Genomic DNA, 15,268 nt, shown 5'->3' with positions numbered 1-15,268 from the left:
CGCCCCTCAGCCTTTCATCACGTTGACGTCTTCGACGTCGATGGTGCCGCGGATCCGGAAGAAGCAGACCAGAATGGCGAGGCCGATCGCCGCCTCGGCGGCCGCGACGGTCAGCACGAAGAGCGTGAAGACCTGACCGACCAGATCGCCCAGATAGGCCGAGAAGGCGACGAAGTTGATGTTCACCGCGAGCAGCATCAGCTCGATCGACATCAGGATGATGATGACGTTCTTGCGGTTCAGGAACAGCCCGAAGATGCCGATGACGAACAGCGCCGCCGCGACGGTGAGATAATGTTCGAGCCCTATCGGGGCTTCAGCGAGATAAGCGTCCATCAGTGTCCCTCCGGGCTTTGGCCCGTTCGCGGTCTATCAGAGGCCCTGGCCGGGCTTCACGTCCTTGAGTTCCAGCGTCTTGGCCGGATCGCGATACATCTGCGCCAGGATGTCCTGCCGCTTCACGTCCTTGCGGTGCCGCATCGTCAGCACGATCGCGCCGATCATCGCCACCAGCAGCACGAGACCCGCGAGCTGGAACAGCAGGATGTAGCGATCGTAGATCAGCAGGCCGAGAAGCTGCGTGTTCTCGACGTCGAAGACGAAGGGCGCGGCGAGGCGCTCGTCATAGCCCTCGGAGTAGTCCCAGACGCCGAAGGCCAGGGCCAGCTGCATCAGGAGGATGACGCCGATCAGCAGCGCCAGCGGCATGTATTTCGCCATCTCCGCCTTCAGCTCGGCGAAATCGACGTCGAGCATCATCACCACGAAGAGGAACAGCACCGCGACGGCGCCGACATAGACGATGACCAGCAGCAGCGCCACGAACTCGGCGCCGACCAGGATGAACAGCCCGGCCGAGCTCAGGAAGGCGAGGATCAGCCACAGCACCGAATGCACCGGGTTGCGGGCGATCACGGTGAACAGCCCGCCGACGATGGTCGACAGCGCGAAGAGGTAGAAGATGATGGCGGCGGCGGTCATCGTGCGGTGTCCTTTCCGGTGTCCTCGTCCATGACCTCGGTGGCGAGCTCCATCGCCTTGGTCATCGCGGGCACGCCGCCGAACATCCCCGCCTGGGCGATGGTCTCGGCGATCTCCTGTTTCGTGGCGCCCGCCTCCCGCGCGTGGCGCACGGTGAGACGGATCTGGGCCTCGGCCTGGGCGCCGAGGATGGTCAGACCGGTCAGCGTCAGCAGCAGCCGGGTCTTGGCGTCGAGCCCTTCGGGGTTGAGGGTGCGCCCCATGAACGCCTCCATCATCTCCTTGGGCATGGTCGGCCAGAGCTGCTCGAAGCCCTTCGGCGTGAAGCTCTCGAGCGCGGGATTCATCCGACGGGCCCAGTCCTGGCCCATCTTCATCATCTGCGCGAAGGGGTTCTGATCGGTCACGGCGTGGTCCTCAGCGGTACGGCGCGTCGAGCTCGAGGTTGCGGGCGATCTCGGCTTCCCAACGGTCGCCATTCGCCAGCAGCTTCTCCTTGTCGTAGTAGAGCTCCTCGCGGGTCTCGGTCGAGTATTCGAAGTTCGGCCCCTCGACGATCGCGTCGACCGGGCAGGCCTCCTGGCAGAAGCCGCAATAGATGCACTTGGTCATGTCGATGTCGTAGCGCGTGGTGCGGCGCGAGCCGTCCTCGCGCGGTTCGGCATCGATGGTGATCGCCTGCGCCGGGCAGACCGCCTCGCACAGCTTGCAGGCGATGCAGCGCTCTTCCCCGCTGGGATAGCGGCGCAGCGCGTGTTCGCCCCGGAAGCGGGCCGAGAGCGGGCCCTTCTCGTGCGGGTAGTTCACGGTCGCCTTGGAGCCGAAGAAGTACTTCAGCCCCAGCTTCATGCCCTTGGCGAAATCCTGGAGCAGGAAATACTTGGCGGTGCGGGTGTAGTCGATCTGCGTCATGCTCAGACTCCCAGGGTCCAGCGGGCCCAGAACCCGCCAAGGACCTCGAATTTCGCGAGGAAGGCCACGATCACGACCCAGGCGAGCGACAGCGGCAGGAACACCTTCCAGCCCAGACGCATCAGCTGGTCGTAGCGGTAGCGCGGGGTGATCGCCTTCACCATCGCGAAGATGAAGAAGACGAAGAACATCTTGAGGACCATCCACAGCACGCCGTCGGGCAGGCCGGGGATCGGCGACAGCCAACCGCCGAAGAACATCAGCGACACCAGCGCGCACATCAGCACGATCGCGACGTATTCACCGATCATGAACAGCAGGAACGGCGTCGAGGAATACTCGACCTGGTAGCCGGCGACGAGCTCGGATTCGGCTTCGGGCAGGTCGAAGGGCGGGCGGTTGGTCTCGGCCATGGCCGAGATCAGGAACAGGAACAGCATCGGGAAATGCGGCAGCCAGTACCAGTTGAACAGGCCGAAATCGCCGTCCTGCGCCGCCACGATGGCACCGAAGTTCAGGCTCCCCGTCGAGATGATGATGCCGACGATGATCAGACCGATCGAGACCTCGTAGGAGATCATCTGCGCGGCCGAGCGCAGCGAGCCGAGGAACGGGTATTTCGAGTTCGAGGCCCAGCCGCCCATGATCACGCCGTAGACCTCGAGCGAGGAGACGGCGAAGACGTAGAGCAGCGCCACGTTGAGATCGGCCAGCACCCAACCATCGGCGAAGGGGATCACCGCCCAGGCGATCACCGCCATCACGAAGGAGATCATCGGCGCCAGGAAGAACACCGAGCGGTCGGCGCCGGCGGGCACGACCACCTCCTTGACGATGTATTTCAGGAAGTCGGCGAAGCTTTGCAGCAAGCCGAAGGGGCCGACAACGTTGGGCCCCTTGCGCATCTGCACCGCGGCCCAGACCTTGCGGTCGACCAGCAGCAGGAACGCCAGCGCCACAAGGAGCGGCACGATCAGCAGCAGAGACTGACCGAGGATCAGCAGCACGGCTCCGATGCTGGTTTCGGTGAAGAATTCGACCATGGTGCTTCCCTCAGACCGTCGGGATGCCGTTCAGTCCGCAGTTCTGGACGGTGACTTCGGCATCGATCGTGCGCAGCCCCTCAGGCAGGGCCGGCGAGATGGTGTAAACAGCATCGGCGCGCCAGTTTCCAGCCGATTCATCGAGTTGGGTGCGGACATGACGGGCAAATCCATAGCCCCGGATCAGCGCATATTGCGCCGCCGCGCATTCCGCATAGGCGATCACGTCCTCGGCTTTGGCGCCGCCGCTCATCGCGACGTGGAAGTTCACGAGATCGCCGTCGAGCAGCCGCGTCTCGACGCCGTCATGCCGCGGCGCGCCGCGCTCCCCCCGCCCCGCCGCGGCATCCGCCTCGGCGCAGCCGGCCACCAGGGCCGCCAAGGGCAGGAGGAGAGCGGCCCGCATCCTCACTCGGCCGCGATCTTCTGCTGCCGGCGGGTGCGGGCATTGCCCGCAAGCTCGCCCATCAGCTCGCTGGCACGGGCGATGGGGTTGGTCAGGTAGTGCTCGGCGACGATGCTCTCGAAATCCCCGAGCGCCTCGTCCATCGAGCCGAGCTCCAGGGGCTGCCATTCGTTCTCGGCCACCTCGTCGATCCGCGCCAGATGCGGATGCGCCGCCACCAGCGCCTGCCGCAGCTGCGCCAGACTGTTCCAGGGCTGGGTCGCGCCCAGCTCGGCCGAAAGCGCGCGCAGGATCGCCCAGTTCTCCTTGGCCTGGCCCGGCGCGAAGCCGGCGCGCAGCGCGAGTTGCGGGCGGCCTTCGGTGTTGACGAAGAGCCCTTGCTCCTCGACCCAGGCCGCCGCGGGCAGGATCAGGTCGGCGCGATGCGCACCGCGATCGCCATGGCTGCCCTGATAGATCACGAAGGCGCCCGAGGGCAGCGCGATCTCGTCGGCGCCCATGTTGTAGATCACCTCGGCGCTTTCGAGCGCGGTCTCGACGCCGCCCTCGGTGGTGGCGCCGACATCCATCGCGCCGACGCGGCTCGCGGCCGAATGCAGCACCAGGAGCTTGCTCTTGCTGCGGGCGGCCAGTTCCATGGCATGAGCGAGAACCGCCTCGCCATCGGCACCGGTCAGGGCACCCTGCCCCACCACGACGACCGAAGCCTCGTCCAGCACCGCGCCGAACTCGTGGCCGAGCAGGTCGGACAGCACCTTGCGGCCCGTACCCGCATGATGCGCGTCATAGGTCAGGTCCGCCGGCACGCCGACATGGCCGACATTGGCCCCGGCGAGCCAGGCCTTGCGGATGCGGGCGTTGAGAACCGGCGCCTCGATGGCGGGGTTGGTGCCGACCAGCATGATGTGGCGCGCGGTGTCGAGATCCTCGATCCGGGCCGTGCCGACATAGGCCGAGCGATTGCCAGCAGGCAATTTGGCACCGTCGGTGCGACATTCGACGACACCGCCCTGCCCCTCGATCAGCTGCTTGAGCGCGAAGGCAGCCTCGGTCGGGGCGAGATCGCCGACGAGACCCGCGACCTTGCGGCCCTTCATGGCGGCGGCGGCGGCGGCGAGCGCCTCTGGCCAGTCGGCCTTCCGCAGCTTGCCGTTCTCGCGGATATAGGGCGTGTCGAGACGCTGGCGCGCGAGGCCGTCCCAGACGAAGCGTGCCTTGTCCGACAGCCATTCCTCGTTCACGCCGTCGTGGTTGCGCGGCAGGATGCGCATCACCTTGCGGCCCTTGGTGTCCACGCGGATCGACGAGCCGAGCGCGTCCATCACGTCGATGGTCTCGGTCTTGGTCAGCTCCCAGGGGCGGGCGTTGAAGGCGTAGGGCTTGGAGACCAGCGCGCCCACCGGGCACAGGTCGATGATGTTGCCCTGCAGGTTCGAATCGAGCGTCTGGCCGAGATAGGAGGTGATCTCCGCATCCTCGCCACGCCCGGTCTGGCCCATCTGGGAAATGCCGGCCACCTCGGTGGTGAAGCGCACGCAGCGGGTGCAGGAGATGCAGCGCGTCATGTGCGTCTCGACCAGCGGGCCGAGATCGAGATCCTCGGTCGCGCGCTTGGGCTCGCGATAGCGCGAGAAGTCGACGCCATAGGCCATCGCCTGATCCTGCAGGTCGCACTCGCCGCCCTGGTCGCAGATCGGGCAATCGAGCGGGTGGTTGATGAGCAGGAACTCCATCACCCCCTCGCGGGCCTTCTTGACCATCGGCGAGTTGGTCTTGACCTGCGGCGGCGCGCCCTCGGGCCCGGGCCGCAGATCCTTGACCTGCATGGCGCAGGAGGCGGCGGGCTTCGGCGGGCCGCCCACGACCTCGACGAGACACATGCGGCAATTGCCGGCGATGCTCAGCCGCTCGTGATAGCAGAAACGGGGGATTTCGATCCCCGCGGTCTCGCAGGCCTGGATGAGCGTCATCGCCCCCGGCACCTCGATGACCTTTCCGTCGATGCTGACTTTGCGCAAATCGGACATGGCAGGCCGCCCCTTTCCTCGCGTCGGACGCATGCCTCCGGGTCGGGGGCTGCGATCGAGGGGGGTTCTAACGCGGCTCGCCCGGCGATGCCAGACGCATCCACGCGCCGGAACGGGGAAAATGCCGCTCTGGCGCGTGGATGGGCTGCGGCACGCGCGCACAGCCCATCATCGGTCGGATCGGCGACGGGTTACTGGAGCAGCGTGCCGATCCGGCTGCCGGCCGCCATCTCACGGCGGCCGACCTCGCAATAGGTCTCCCAATCGCCCTCGACCCCGCCCTTTTCGCGCAGGAGGGCCCGGGCCTCGGCCTCGAGCCGGTCCTTTTCCTCCTCGTCGTCGATGAAGGCGCTGATCTGGGCCCGGGTATAGCCCAGATCCAGGGCGTGGCTCCGGAGCGAGTTGAGAAAGCCGATGCCGGTCAGCCAGCGCGAGTCGAGGCTGTCGCACTTGCGACCGATCTCGTAGGCGATGGCGGTGGAAATCAGCCCGTCGCGGATCTTGGCGTTCTCGCGCAGCGCCGGCAGCGCCGCCGTCGCGCCCGCCGCGATGGTAAAGCCGAGGATCAGCGCGGCGGTGCGCGCGAGATGCGGGATGGTCATGCGTGGTCTCTCCTATCGGGCCGGTTCCGGGGCCTGCTCGCCCCCGTCCGGCGCTTCTGGCCGAGAGCTTGGCCCCGGAAGGCCGATATTCAATATCACGCTGTGGAGAGGGGCCTCGCGATGGCGGATCGCCGCCCGGTCCTCAGGCGTCGCGGCCGCCCTCGGCCTGTTCGGCCTCCTCGCGCTTCAGCTCAGCCGCGCTTTCGCCCTTGGCATGGGCGAGGCGCTTTTCGACCCACGGCACCGCCACATAGGAGATGAGCGGCACAGTGAAGGCGGTGGAGATCAGGATCTCCAGCCAGAGCGGCACCCCCGGCGCCAGCCACGAGAACAGGTAGCTGGAGATCAGGACCGCCGGGTAGACCGCGAGCCAGACGCCGAAATTCTTCAGCGCCTGGTCGCGCCAGGTCATTGGGCCGCGATGGTCGCCGCGACGCCGCGACCGCGAATGCGGTCCTCGATCTCGTCGCGGAAGTTGCGGATCAGGCCCTGGATCGGCCATGCGGCGGCGTCGCCGAGCGCGCAGATGGTGTGACCCTCGACCTGCTTGGTCACGTCGAGCAGCATCTCGATCTCCTCGATCGCCGCGTCGCCGCGCACCATCCGCTCGAGCACCCTCATCATCCAGCCGGTGCCTTCACGGCAGGGCGTGCACTGGCCGCAGCTCTCGTGCTTGTAGAATTTCGACAGCCGCCAGATCGCCTTCACCATGTCGGTGGACTGATCCATCACGATGACGGCGGCGGTACCGAGGCCGGAACGCTGCTCGCGCAGCCAGTCGAAATCCATGATCGCGTCTTCCATGGTCTCGGCGCGCAGCACCGGCACCGAGGAGCCGCCCGGAATCACCCCCTTGAGGTTCTTCCAGCCGCCGCGGATGCCGCCGCAATGCTTGTCGATCAGCTCCTTGAAGGAGATCGACATCTCCTCCTCGACAACACAGGGCTTGTTGACGTGGCCCGAGATCGCGAAGAGCTTGGTGCCGGTGTTGTTCGGACGGCCGAAACCCGCGAACCATTCCGGCCCACGGCGCAGGATCGTCGGCGCGACGGCGATGGATTCGACGTTGTTCACCGTGGTCGGGCAGCCATAGAGGCCCGCCCCCGCCGGGAAGGGCGGCTTCATGCGCGGCATGCCCTTCTTGCCTTCGAGCGACTCCAGCAGCGCGGTTTCCTCGCCGCAGATATAGGCGCCGGCGCCGTGATGCAGGTAGAGATCGAAATCCCAGCCCGACCCGGCGGCGTTGCGGCCCAAAAGCCCGGCATCGTAGCACTCGTCGATCGCCTGCTGCAGCGCCTCGCGCTCGCGGATGTACTCGCCGCGCAGGTAGATGTAGCTCGCATGCGCGTTCATCGCGAAGGAGGCGATCAGGCAGCCCTCGATCAGCGTATGCGGATCGTGGCGCATGATCTCCCGGTCCTTGCAGGTGCCGGGCTCGGATTCGTCGGCGTTGACGACGAGATAGGCGGGCCGCCCGTCGCTTTCCTTGGGCATGAAAGACCACTTCAGTCCGGTCGGGAAGCCAGCGCCGCCACGACCGCGCAGGCCGGACGCCTTCATCTGCTCGACGATCCAGTCGCGGCCCTTCTTGATGATGTCGCCGGTGCCGTCCCAATGGCCACGGGCCCGCGCACCCTTCAGCGTGCGGTCGTGCATCCCGTAGATGTTGGTGAAAATGCGGTCCTGATCCTTGAGCATCGGCTCACCTTTCGTCGTCCCGGCGCGCGCGCCAGGTTTGATATGTCATCCACAATCCCATGACGAACCCCGCGAGGGCCATCAGGTCGAACAATCCGCGCCAGCGATGCGGCAGGTCGAGGGCGTTGCCCGCGAAGATCGCGATCACCCAGAACACGCCGGTGCCGGCGAGCACCAGCGCCGCGCGTCGACCTGCCGCGCCGCTCATGCCTCGTCCTTCGTCAATTCACGGGCCTGGCCGATCCAGTCGTCGCGCTGGATCCGGCCCTTGAACCCCTCGAGATGATCGTCGATCCAGGCCGCCTCGCCCTCGCCCCAGGATGCGATCTGGCGCAGATGCCAGACGCCGAGACGGTTCAGCTGTTCCTCGAGCCGCGGGCCGACGCCGCGCAGCTGCTTGAGATCGTCGGGCTGGCCCTGCGGCGCATCCAGCAGTTCGGGCTTCTCGCGCAGGCCGGCGGCGACGCCGTCGGGCATGTCGGGTTCCCCGGCAGCCTCGGCCTCTCGGTCGAGAGACTGGGTGCGCGCGACTTCCTCGCCGAGGTCGCCCTCACGGCTGTCCGCATCCGCATCGCTATCGTCGAGCACCGCCGTGTCGTTCACGACCGGCTTGCCGCCCTGCCCCGGCGCGGCGCTGGAGGCGGCGCGACCGCCCGTGTCCTCGGCCGACGATGTCGCGGGCGCGGGCGTCTCTTTCGGCGCGGCGGTCGCCGCAGGAGCGGCCCCGGTCGCGGGAGCCGCGGTCTTCTGGTCGAGCGGTGCCGGGCTCGCGGCGGTCATGTCCTCGGCCTCGTCGCGGCAGACCAGCGCCAGAAGCAGCAGCGCCGCCGCGACGGCGATCAGCGCCGCGATGAGGAGCGACGAGAACCAGCCGCGCTCGCCCAGAGCGAGCAGGATCCACAGCAGCAGCCCGCCGATCGCCGCGCCGCCGATGCTGATGGTCCGACAGTTTCCGATGTTGTTCATGCCGCGTCCTCCAGATGGCCGGAGCCTAGCGCCCCGTCATTCGTCATAGGACGCAACGCCGTCGAATCAAACGGATGCGCGGGCCGAACCGGCCCGCGTGCCCTCCGCTCCGATCCGGCAGCGCGCTTTGGCATCACTCGCCTTTCGAAGGCTTCTTGGGCTGGCCATCCTTGGCGGGATCGCCGGGCTTCTGCGTCCGGGGCGCGTTGTAGACGCCGCCCGGTGCCGCCGGATCGGCGGAGCCGGTCTTGTCGTCGGTCGCGTCTTCGGCATCGGTCGCCGGTGCGGTCTCGCCCGACGGCGCGATCGGCTTGCCGCCCTCGGGGGCCTCGTTACCGGCGGTCGCGTCCTGCGGCTCCTCGGCCGGGAAATCGGCGGAGACCGGCTTGGCCGCGCTCGAGGCCGGGGCCTCCTGCTCGGTGACGCCGGAGGCATCCGCCGGCCGGTCATGCGCCGGCATCGGCTCCTGCGGATCCTCGTAGCCTTCGGCTTCGTGATCGTCCTGACGCTGCCACGGCGCGGTCAGCGGCACCTCGGTGCCGTCGATCCGCTTGATCGTGTCGCCCAGCTTCACGGCGAGCGCGACGGCGGCGTTGTGCTCGTCCCGGTTCTCGGCGCCCTCGGCCAGCGAGGTCAGGTTGTCGATCGGCTCGGCGGCGTAGCGGCCGTTCTGCGGGCCGGGCGTCGGCACGCGGCCCGCGGCCATCTCGTCGATGATCTGGGCCAGCCGCTCGGTGGTCAGATCCTCGTAGTAGTCCTTGCCGATCTGCGCCATCGGCGCGTTGGCGCAGGCGCCGAGGCACTCGACCTCCTCCCACGAGAACTTGCCGTCGGCCGAAATCTCGTGCGGCTTCTTCGCGATCTTGTCCTGACAGACCTTCATCAGGTCCTCGGAGCCGCAAAGCATGCAGGACAAGGTGCCGCAGACCTGGATATGCGCGACCGAGCCGACCGGCTGCAGCTGGAACATGAAGTAGAACGTCGCGACCTCGAGCACCCGGATATAGGCCATGTCGAGCATCCGCGCGACTTCCTCGATCGCGGGGCGCGACAGCCAGCCTTCCTGCTCCTGCGCACGCCACAGCAGCGGGATCACCGCGCTGGCCTGACGCCCCTCGGGATATTTCGTGATCTGCGCCTCGGCCCAGGCCTGGTTGGCCGGGGTGAAGGCGAAGCTCTCGGGCTGTTCGGGGTGAAGTCTGCGCAGCATTCGCTCGTTCCGGTGTTCTGGGCGCCCCCCGTCGGGCGGCGCGGATCATGTCAGGAGGGCGCGCGCCCTCAGATGCAGTTCTCGGTCAACACCCGGATGGTGCCGCCATCGGAGACCTCGGCGCGGCCCTGGGCGGAGAGCTGCGGCGCGATCTCCAGCAGTTGCTGCTGCGTGAGGTTCGCCTTGAGCAGCACCTGCGCCACGTTGTCGGAGGTGATCACGCAGCCCTGCGCCTCGATCGCGGCGACGAGCCGGTCGGCCGGTGCCATCGGCGCGGCGGCGGCGGCGGCGGGGCCGACGCTGCCGACGCGCCCCTGCGCGCCAATGCCGCCGATCTGCGCCCCGGCCGTGCAGGCCCCCAGCGCGCCGAGCGCCACGAAACCCATCATCATCCGCATCGCCGTCATCTTCGAACGTCCCCGTCCTGTCTGGGGCCGATGGCAGAGCCGCCGGCCGGTTGCCTCGGATCGCCGCCTCAGCGGTCGACCTCGCCGAACACGATGTCCATTGTGCCGATGATCGCCGCCACGTCGGCGAGCTGGTGGCCGGACGCCACGTGGTCCATCGCCTGCAGGTGCAGGTAGCCCGGCCCGCGCAGCTTGGCCCGGTACGGCTTGTTGGAGCCGTCGGCCACGAGATAGACGCCGAACTCGCCCTTGGGCGCTTCGACCGCGGCATAGACCTCGCCCGCGGGCACGTGGAAGCCCTCGGTGTAGAGCTTGAAGTGATGGATCAAGGCTTCCATCGAGGTCTTCATGTCCGTGCGGGTCGGCGGCGTGACCTTGCCCCGCGCCAGCACGTCGCCCTTTTCGTGGCGCAGCTTCTCGCAGGCCTGACGGATGATCTTGGTCGACTCGCGCATCTCGGCCATCCGGACGAGATAGCGGTCGTAGCAGTCGCCGTTCTTGCCGACCGGGATCTGGAAGTCGAACTCGTCGTAGCACTCGTAGGGCTGCGCGCGACGCAAATCCCAGGCGAGGCCGGAGCCGCGTACCATCACGCCGGAAAAGCCCCAGTCGGTCGCTTCCTGCTCGGTCACCACGGCGATGTCGACGTTGCGCTGCTTGAAGATGCGGTTCTCGGTCAGCAGCCCGTCGATGTCGTCGAGGAAGGCCGGGAAGCCCGCGGCCCAGGCATCGATGTCCTCGATCAGCTCGGGCGGCAGGTCCTGATGCACGCCGCCGGGCCGGAAATAGGCCGCGTGCAGGCGCGCGCCGGAGGCCCGCTCGTAGAACACCATCAGCTTCTCGCGCTCTTCGAAGCCCCACAGCGGCGGCGTCAGCGCGCCGACATCCATGGCCTGGGTGGTGACGTTGAGCAGGTGGTTGAGAACCCGGCCGATCTCGGAATAGAGCACGCGGATCAGCGAGGCGCGGCGCGGCACCTCGGTGCCGGTCAGCCGCTCGATCGCCAGACACCAGGCATGCTCCTGGTTCATCGGCGCCACATAGTCGAGCCGGTCGAAATAGGGCAGGTTCTGCAGGTAGGTGCGGCTTTCCATCAGCTTCTCGGTGCCGCGATGCAGCAGGCCGATATGCGGATCGCAGCGCTCGACGATCTCGCCGTCGAGCTCGAGTACGAGGCGCAGCACGCCGTGCGCCGCCGGGTGCTGGGGCCCGAAGTTGATGTTGAAGTTGCGGATCTTCTGCTCGCCGGTCTTCGTGTCTTCGAAGCCCTTGGCGTTGATGGTCGAGCCGTCCATGACTTACCCCTTCGCGCCGGTTTCGGCAGCCTTGTCATCCCCCGGAAGCACGTATTGCGCGCCTTCCCACGGGCTCATGAAATCGAACTGGCGGTATTCCTGCACCAGCTTCACCGGCTCGTAGACCACCCGCTTCTGCACCTCGTCGAAGCGCACCTCGGTATAGCCCGTGGTCGGGAAGTCCTTGCGCAGCGGGAAGCCGCGGAAGCCGTAATCGGTGAGGATCCGGCGCAGGTCCGGATGGCCCGAGAACAGGATGCCGAACATGTCGAACACCTCGCGCTCGAACCAGTTGGCCGAGGGATGGATCTCGATGATCGAGGGCACCATCTCGTCCTCGCGCACCTGCGTGCGCACGCGGATGCGCTGGTTCTGGTACATCGACAGGAAGTGGTAGACCACGTCGAAGCGCTTCTCGCGGCCGGGGTAGTCCACGGCGGTGATGTCGACGAGCGTCGAGAAGCGGCAGGTCGGGTCGGTCTTCAGCAGCTCGACGAAACCGGGGATCGCCTCTGGCGTCACGGTGACGTTGAGCTCGCCGAAGGCGATCTCCCAACCGGTCACGCAGTCGGGTCGCTTGGCTTCGAGATGCGCGCCCAGGTCGTTCAGTGCCTCGCTCATGGCGATTCCCCCGAAAAAATGGTCTTGGCCGGCGCGTGGTCGCGCCGGCGGGGCCTCAGCGGACGATCGTGCCGGTGCGGCGGATCTTGCGCTGCAGCTGCAGGATTCCGTAGAGCAGCGCCTCGGCGGTCGGCGGGCAGCCGGGAACGTAGACGTCCACGGGCACGATCCGGTCGCAGCCGCGCACCACCGAGTAGCTGTAATGGTAGTAGCCGCCGCCATTGGCGCAGCTGCCCATCGAGATCACGTAGCGCGGCTCGGGCATCTGGTCGTAGACCTTGCGCAGCGCCGGGGCCATCTTGTTGGTCAGCGTACCGGCGACGATCATCAGGTCGGACTGGCGCGGCGAGGCGCGCGGCGCGGTACCGAAGCGCTCGAGGTCGTAGCGCGGCATCGAGGTGTGCATCATCTCGACGGCGCAGCAGGCCAGACCGAAGGTCATCCAGTGCAGCGAGCCGGTGCGCGCCCAGTTGATCATGTCCGCGGTCGAGGTGACGAGGAAGCCCTTGTCGGTCAGCTCGCGGTTGAGGTTCTGCGTGGCGACCTCGCGGTCGGCCCCCGCCGTATTGGCGCCGGTCATCACTCCCATTCGAGAGCCCCCTTCTTCCATTCGTAGGCGAAGCCGATGGTCAGCACGGCGAGGAACACCATCATCGACCAGAACGCCAGCATCGACACCTCGCCGAAGGCCACCGCCCACGGGAACAGGAAGGCCACTTCGAGGTCGAAGATGATGAACAGGATCGAGACGAGATAGAACCGCACATCGAACTTCATCCGCGCGTCGTCGAAGGCGTTGAAGCCGCATTCGTAGGCCGAGACCTTCTCCGGGTCGGGCCGGCGCACGGCGAGCACGACGGCGGCGAGGATCAGGATCGCACCCAAGCCGATGGCAAGGCCGAGGAAGATCAGGATGGGAAGGTATTCCGCAAGAAGCAGTTCCACGTCGGGTCCTTTCGCGCGGGAGCTGTCGATCGATTGGGCGATCCATAAACCCCGGTCCGGGAAGGGTCAACCGAGCCCGGCACCCCGGAGATGCGTCCGATGCGCGCGGCGGCGTCGCCAAGTGTCAGTCATCCTCGGGATTCCGGCTCAGCTCGTGCTTCACCTGCTCCAGCTCACGATCGAGAAAGAAGGAGATCAGCGACCGGATGATCACCAGAAGCCCGAGGAACACCAGGTCGGCGAGTTCGAGGCTGAGCGCGGTATGGATGATGTCAGAGACGATGAACAGCTCCAGCCCTGCGAGGATGTAGCGGCCCAGTTCGATCCGCTCGCGGTTGACGCCGCGCACCCGTACCGCGTCCTCGCGCCGGATCTCGGCCCAGCTCACGCCGATGATGAAGCGCACCGCGCCCACCAGCAGCAGCGCGATGGCAAAGAGATCGATGATGGCCGCGACCCATTCGAGCGCGCTCACCAGCCAGCCGAGATGGTGGTGCAGCACGCCGCCTTCGGATCCGAATTCCCAGATCGACCCCATGACCGGCCTCCCTGTCCCATTGCCCCGCAACTGGCCCGGCCCCGGCTTCGGTCAAGCCGGCGGAACCCGTCCCGCCGCACCGCGTTGGCCGCGCATGACACGCATGTTCCGCCTTGCCGCGCTCGCCCTCGCCTTCATCCCTGCCACCGCTCATGCCGAGATCGTCGGCAAGGTCGGCGTCGACTGGGTCGGCAACGACGTCATCGTCGAAGCGATTCCCGACCCGGACGTCGAGGGGGTGACCTGCCACATCGCCTATTTCGAGCGCTCCGTGATCGACCGTCTCAGCCAAGGCAACTGGTTCGAGGACCCGTCCAACGCCTCGATCGACTGCCGCCAGACCGGGCCGATCACGCTGGGCGACATCGACCGTTCGCGCGGCGGCGAGGCGGTGTTTCGCGAAAGCCGTTCGATCATCCTGAAATCGCTCAGGATCACCCGCATCTACGACGAGACGAACCAGGTGCTGATCTATCTCGCCCATGGCAGCGAACTGACCCAAGGCTCGGCCAAGATGTCGCTTTCGACGATCCCTCTCTACGACACCGAAGCCGCGCAGTAGAAGCGCTGCGCTCAGCGGACAGGGTGCTCATGACCTATGGCCGCCCGTACACTGAACCCTATCGCGGCGCCTTCACGGGGACCACGGGGACCACGGAGACCACGGAGACCACGGAGACCACGGAGACCACGGAGACCACGGAGACGCCGTCCCCTACCGTGAGGTGGCGTCAACCCAGCGCCTGCACCGCCGCCACCAACTCGTCGTAATGATCGATCAGCGCCTCGGGATGCAGATCCGCCGTGCGATGGCCATTGGGCCCGAACTTCACGAGGATCGAGGGCACGCCGGCGGCGCGGGCCGTGATACGGTCGGTCTCGGTATCCCCCACCAGCACGCAATGCGCCGGATCGCCGCCCGCGCGTCGCACGGTTTCGCGCAGGCATTCGGGATCGGGCTTGCGCATCGTCAGCGTGTCTGCCCCGACGAGACAAACGAAATGTTCGCGCACGCCGAGCCGGGTCATCAGCTTCTCGGCCAGCGCCTCGGGCTTGTTGGTGCAGATCGCCACCGGATGGCCAAGCCGCTTCAACTCCGCGATCGCCTCGATCGCGCCGGGGAACAGCGTCGAATGCCGGTCGATCTCCTCCTCGTAATAGGCGAGCAGCCGGGGATACTGCCGATCGACCTCGGCCTCCTCGACCTCGCCGACCCGGCTCAGTCCCAGCCGCAGCATGGCACGCGCGCCATGCATGGCGGTGGCGGCATCCTCGCGCGGGTCGAGCAGCGGCCCGAGGCCGAGATCCTCGAAACAGCGATTGGCGGCCGCGATCAGGTCGCCGCTGGTTTCGGCGAGCGTGCCGTCGAGGTCGAAGATCACGGCGCGCATGGGCACCTCCCCTGTAATGATGCGTAGCGGTAATTGATCCCGCCGGTGGGCCGCCGGGCTTGTGCCCCTAGATGCGGCTAGTAGAAGTCGGATCAAGCAACAAGAGGGGCAGCAATGGGCACGGCACTGATCGTTCTGGCCGCGGGTCGGGGCACGCGGATGAATTCGGACCTGCCGAAGGTCCTGCACGAGATCGGGGGCGCGCCGCTGCTGCATCACGCGATGG

At 67.1% G+C, this 15,268-nt stretch carries 22 protein-coding genes; 2 read left to right on the top strand and 20 right to left on the bottom strand.

Annotation, left to right across the window (positions count from 1 at the left end; translation table 11 throughout):
* Positions 1 to 6: 6 nt before the first annotated feature.
* The 19 genes from nuoK to O4G76_RS13800 all read right to left on the bottom strand — a co-directional run bounded on the left by nuoK (position 7) and on the right by O4G76_RS13800 (position 13,651).
* A complete protein-coding gene (gene nuoK, locus O4G76_RS13890; protein WP_021693273.1) occupies positions 7 to 336 on the bottom strand; it encodes an NADH-quinone oxidoreductase subunit NuoK in 330 nt (109 codons plus the stop codon).
* A 36-nt stretch (positions 337 to 372) separates the two neighbouring features.
* Positions 373 to 981 carry an NADH-quinone oxidoreductase subunit J gene (locus tag O4G76_RS13885; protein WP_085894789.1) on the bottom strand — a complete coding sequence of 203 codons (609 nt, stop codon included), beginning with the start codon at positions 979 to 981 and terminating at the stop codon, positions 373 to 375.
* Complete coding sequence (locus O4G76_RS13880; RefSeq protein WP_085894788.1) at positions 978 to 1,388, bottom strand: carboxymuconolactone decarboxylase family protein; 411 nt, start codon at positions 1,386 to 1,388, stop codon at positions 978 to 980. The genes O4G76_RS13885 and O4G76_RS13880 overlap by 4 nt, the downstream gene beginning before the upstream one ends.
* 10 nt (positions 1,389 to 1,398) lie before the next feature.
* Complete coding sequence (gene nuoI / locus O4G76_RS13875; RefSeq protein ID WP_269397878.1) at positions 1,399 to 1,893, bottom strand: NADH-quinone oxidoreductase subunit NuoI; 495 nt, start codon at positions 1,891 to 1,893, stop codon at positions 1,399 to 1,401.
* 2 nt (positions 1,894 to 1,895) lie between these two features.
* Positions 1,896 to 2,936: an NADH-quinone oxidoreductase subunit NuoH gene (gene nuoH / locus O4G76_RS13870; RefSeq protein WP_085894786.1), complete on the bottom strand. Its 1,041-nt coding sequence runs from the start codon at positions 2,934 to 2,936 to the stop codon at positions 1,896 to 1,898.
* Between the two features lie 10 nt (positions 2,937 to 2,946).
* The gene (locus tag O4G76_RS13865) at positions 2,947 to 3,342 is read right to left on the bottom strand and encodes a hypothetical protein (protein WP_085894785.1); all 396 of its coding nucleotides are present in this window, start codon (positions 3,340 to 3,342) and stop codon (positions 2,947 to 2,949) included.
* Positions 3,343 to 3,344: 2 nt separating this feature from the next.
* Complete coding sequence (gene nuoG / locus O4G76_RS13860; protein WP_269397877.1) at positions 3,345 to 5,369, bottom strand: NADH-quinone oxidoreductase subunit NuoG; 2,025 nt, start codon at positions 5,367 to 5,369, stop codon at positions 3,345 to 3,347.
* Between the two features lie 191 nt (positions 5,370 to 5,560).
* Complete coding sequence (locus O4G76_RS13855) at positions 5,561 to 5,971, bottom strand: DUF5333 domain-containing protein (RefSeq protein WP_085894783.1); 411 nt, start codon at positions 5,969 to 5,971, stop codon at positions 5,561 to 5,563.
* A gap of 142 nt (positions 5,972 to 6,113) precedes the next feature.
* Positions 6,114 to 6,383 carry a hypothetical protein gene (locus O4G76_RS13850; RefSeq protein ID WP_085894782.1) on the bottom strand — a complete coding sequence of 90 codons (270 nt, stop codon included), beginning with the start codon at positions 6,381 to 6,383 and terminating at the stop codon, positions 6,114 to 6,116.
* Entirely contained in the window at positions 6,380 to 7,669 is a 1,290-nt protein-coding gene (nuoF, locus tag O4G76_RS13845; RefSeq protein ID WP_085894781.1) for an NADH-quinone oxidoreductase subunit NuoF, read from the bottom strand. The genes O4G76_RS13850 and nuoF overlap by 4 nt, the downstream gene beginning before the upstream one ends.
* Before the next feature lie 4 nt (positions 7,670 to 7,673).
* Positions 7,674 to 7,877, bottom strand: a complete 204-nt coding sequence (locus O4G76_RS13840) for a DUF5337 domain-containing protein (protein WP_269397876.1) — start codon at positions 7,875 to 7,877, stop codon at positions 7,674 to 7,676.
* Positions 7,874 to 8,635: a hypothetical protein gene (locus O4G76_RS13835; RefSeq protein ID WP_269397875.1), complete on the bottom strand. Its 762-nt coding sequence runs from the start codon at positions 8,633 to 8,635 to the stop codon at positions 7,874 to 7,876. The genes O4G76_RS13840 and O4G76_RS13835 overlap by 4 nt, the downstream gene beginning before the upstream one ends.
* 133 nt (positions 8,636 to 8,768) lie before the next feature.
* On the bottom strand, positions 8,769 to 9,845 hold the full coding sequence (nuoE, locus tag O4G76_RS13830) for an NADH-quinone oxidoreductase subunit NuoE (protein ID WP_269397874.1): 1,077 nt from the start codon (positions 9,843 to 9,845) through the stop codon (positions 8,769 to 8,771).
* 68 nt (positions 9,846 to 9,913) lie between these two features.
* On the bottom strand, positions 9,914 to 10,252 hold the full coding sequence (locus tag O4G76_RS13825) for a hypothetical protein (protein ID WP_106535105.1): 339 nt from the start codon (positions 10,250 to 10,252) through the stop codon (positions 9,914 to 9,916).
* Positions 10,253 to 10,320: 68 nt separating this feature from the next.
* Entirely contained in the window at positions 10,321 to 11,547 is a 1,227-nt protein-coding gene (locus tag O4G76_RS13820) for an NADH-quinone oxidoreductase subunit D (protein WP_085894777.1), read from the bottom strand.
* A 3-nt stretch (positions 11,548 to 11,550) separates the two neighbouring features.
* Positions 11,551 to 12,168, bottom strand: coding sequence for an NADH-quinone oxidoreductase subunit C (locus O4G76_RS13815; protein ID WP_269397873.1), 618 nt, complete (start codon positions 12,166 to 12,168; stop codon positions 11,551 to 11,553).
* Positions 12,169 to 12,223: 55 nt separating this feature from the next.
* Positions 12,224 to 12,748 (bottom strand): NADH-quinone oxidoreductase subunit B family protein, encoded by a 525-nt coding sequence (locus O4G76_RS13810; protein WP_085894775.1) that lies wholly within the window; start codon positions 12,746 to 12,748, stop codon positions 12,224 to 12,226.
* On the bottom strand, positions 12,748 to 13,113 hold the full coding sequence (locus O4G76_RS13805) for an NADH-quinone oxidoreductase subunit A (RefSeq protein ID WP_269397872.1): 366 nt from the start codon (positions 13,111 to 13,113) through the stop codon (positions 12,748 to 12,750). Before O4G76_RS13805 ends, O4G76_RS13810 begins: the two co-directional genes overlap by 1 nt.
* Positions 13,114 to 13,237: 124 nt before the next feature.
* The gene (locus O4G76_RS13800; RefSeq protein ID WP_269397871.1) at positions 13,238 to 13,651 is read right to left on the bottom strand and encodes a DUF1622 domain-containing protein; all 414 of its coding nucleotides are present in this window, start codon (positions 13,649 to 13,651) and stop codon (positions 13,238 to 13,240) included.
* A gap of 94 nt (positions 13,652 to 13,745) precedes the next feature.
* Here O4G76_RS13800 and O4G76_RS13795 point away from each other — a divergent pair, with 94 nt between their 5' ends.
* Complete coding sequence (locus tag O4G76_RS13795; protein ID WP_269397870.1) at positions 13,746 to 14,213, top strand: CreA family protein; 468 nt, start codon at positions 13,746 to 13,748, stop codon at positions 14,211 to 14,213.
* A gap of 169 nt (positions 14,214 to 14,382) precedes the next feature.
* Here the strand turns inward: O4G76_RS13795 and O4G76_RS13790 are convergent, their stop codons facing one another.
* The gene (locus tag O4G76_RS13790) at positions 14,383 to 15,042 is read right to left on the bottom strand and encodes an HAD-IA family hydrolase (protein WP_269397869.1); all 660 of its coding nucleotides are present in this window, start codon (positions 15,040 to 15,042) and stop codon (positions 14,383 to 14,385) included.
* 114 nt (positions 15,043 to 15,156) lie between these two features.
* Between O4G76_RS13790 and O4G76_RS13785 the strand changes: the two genes are divergently transcribed.
* A partial coding sequence (locus tag O4G76_RS13785) for an NTP transferase domain-containing protein (RefSeq protein ID WP_269397959.1) occupies positions 15,157 to 15,268 on the top strand: 112 nt, incomplete at its 3' end.

This window comes from Limimaricola sp. G21655-S1, from assembly GCF_027213785.1.
Taxonomy (GTDB): Bacteria; Pseudomonadota; Alphaproteobacteria; order Rhodobacterales; family Rhodobacteraceae; genus Limimaricola.
This window is presented reverse-complemented; position numbering and strand designations above follow the sequence as displayed.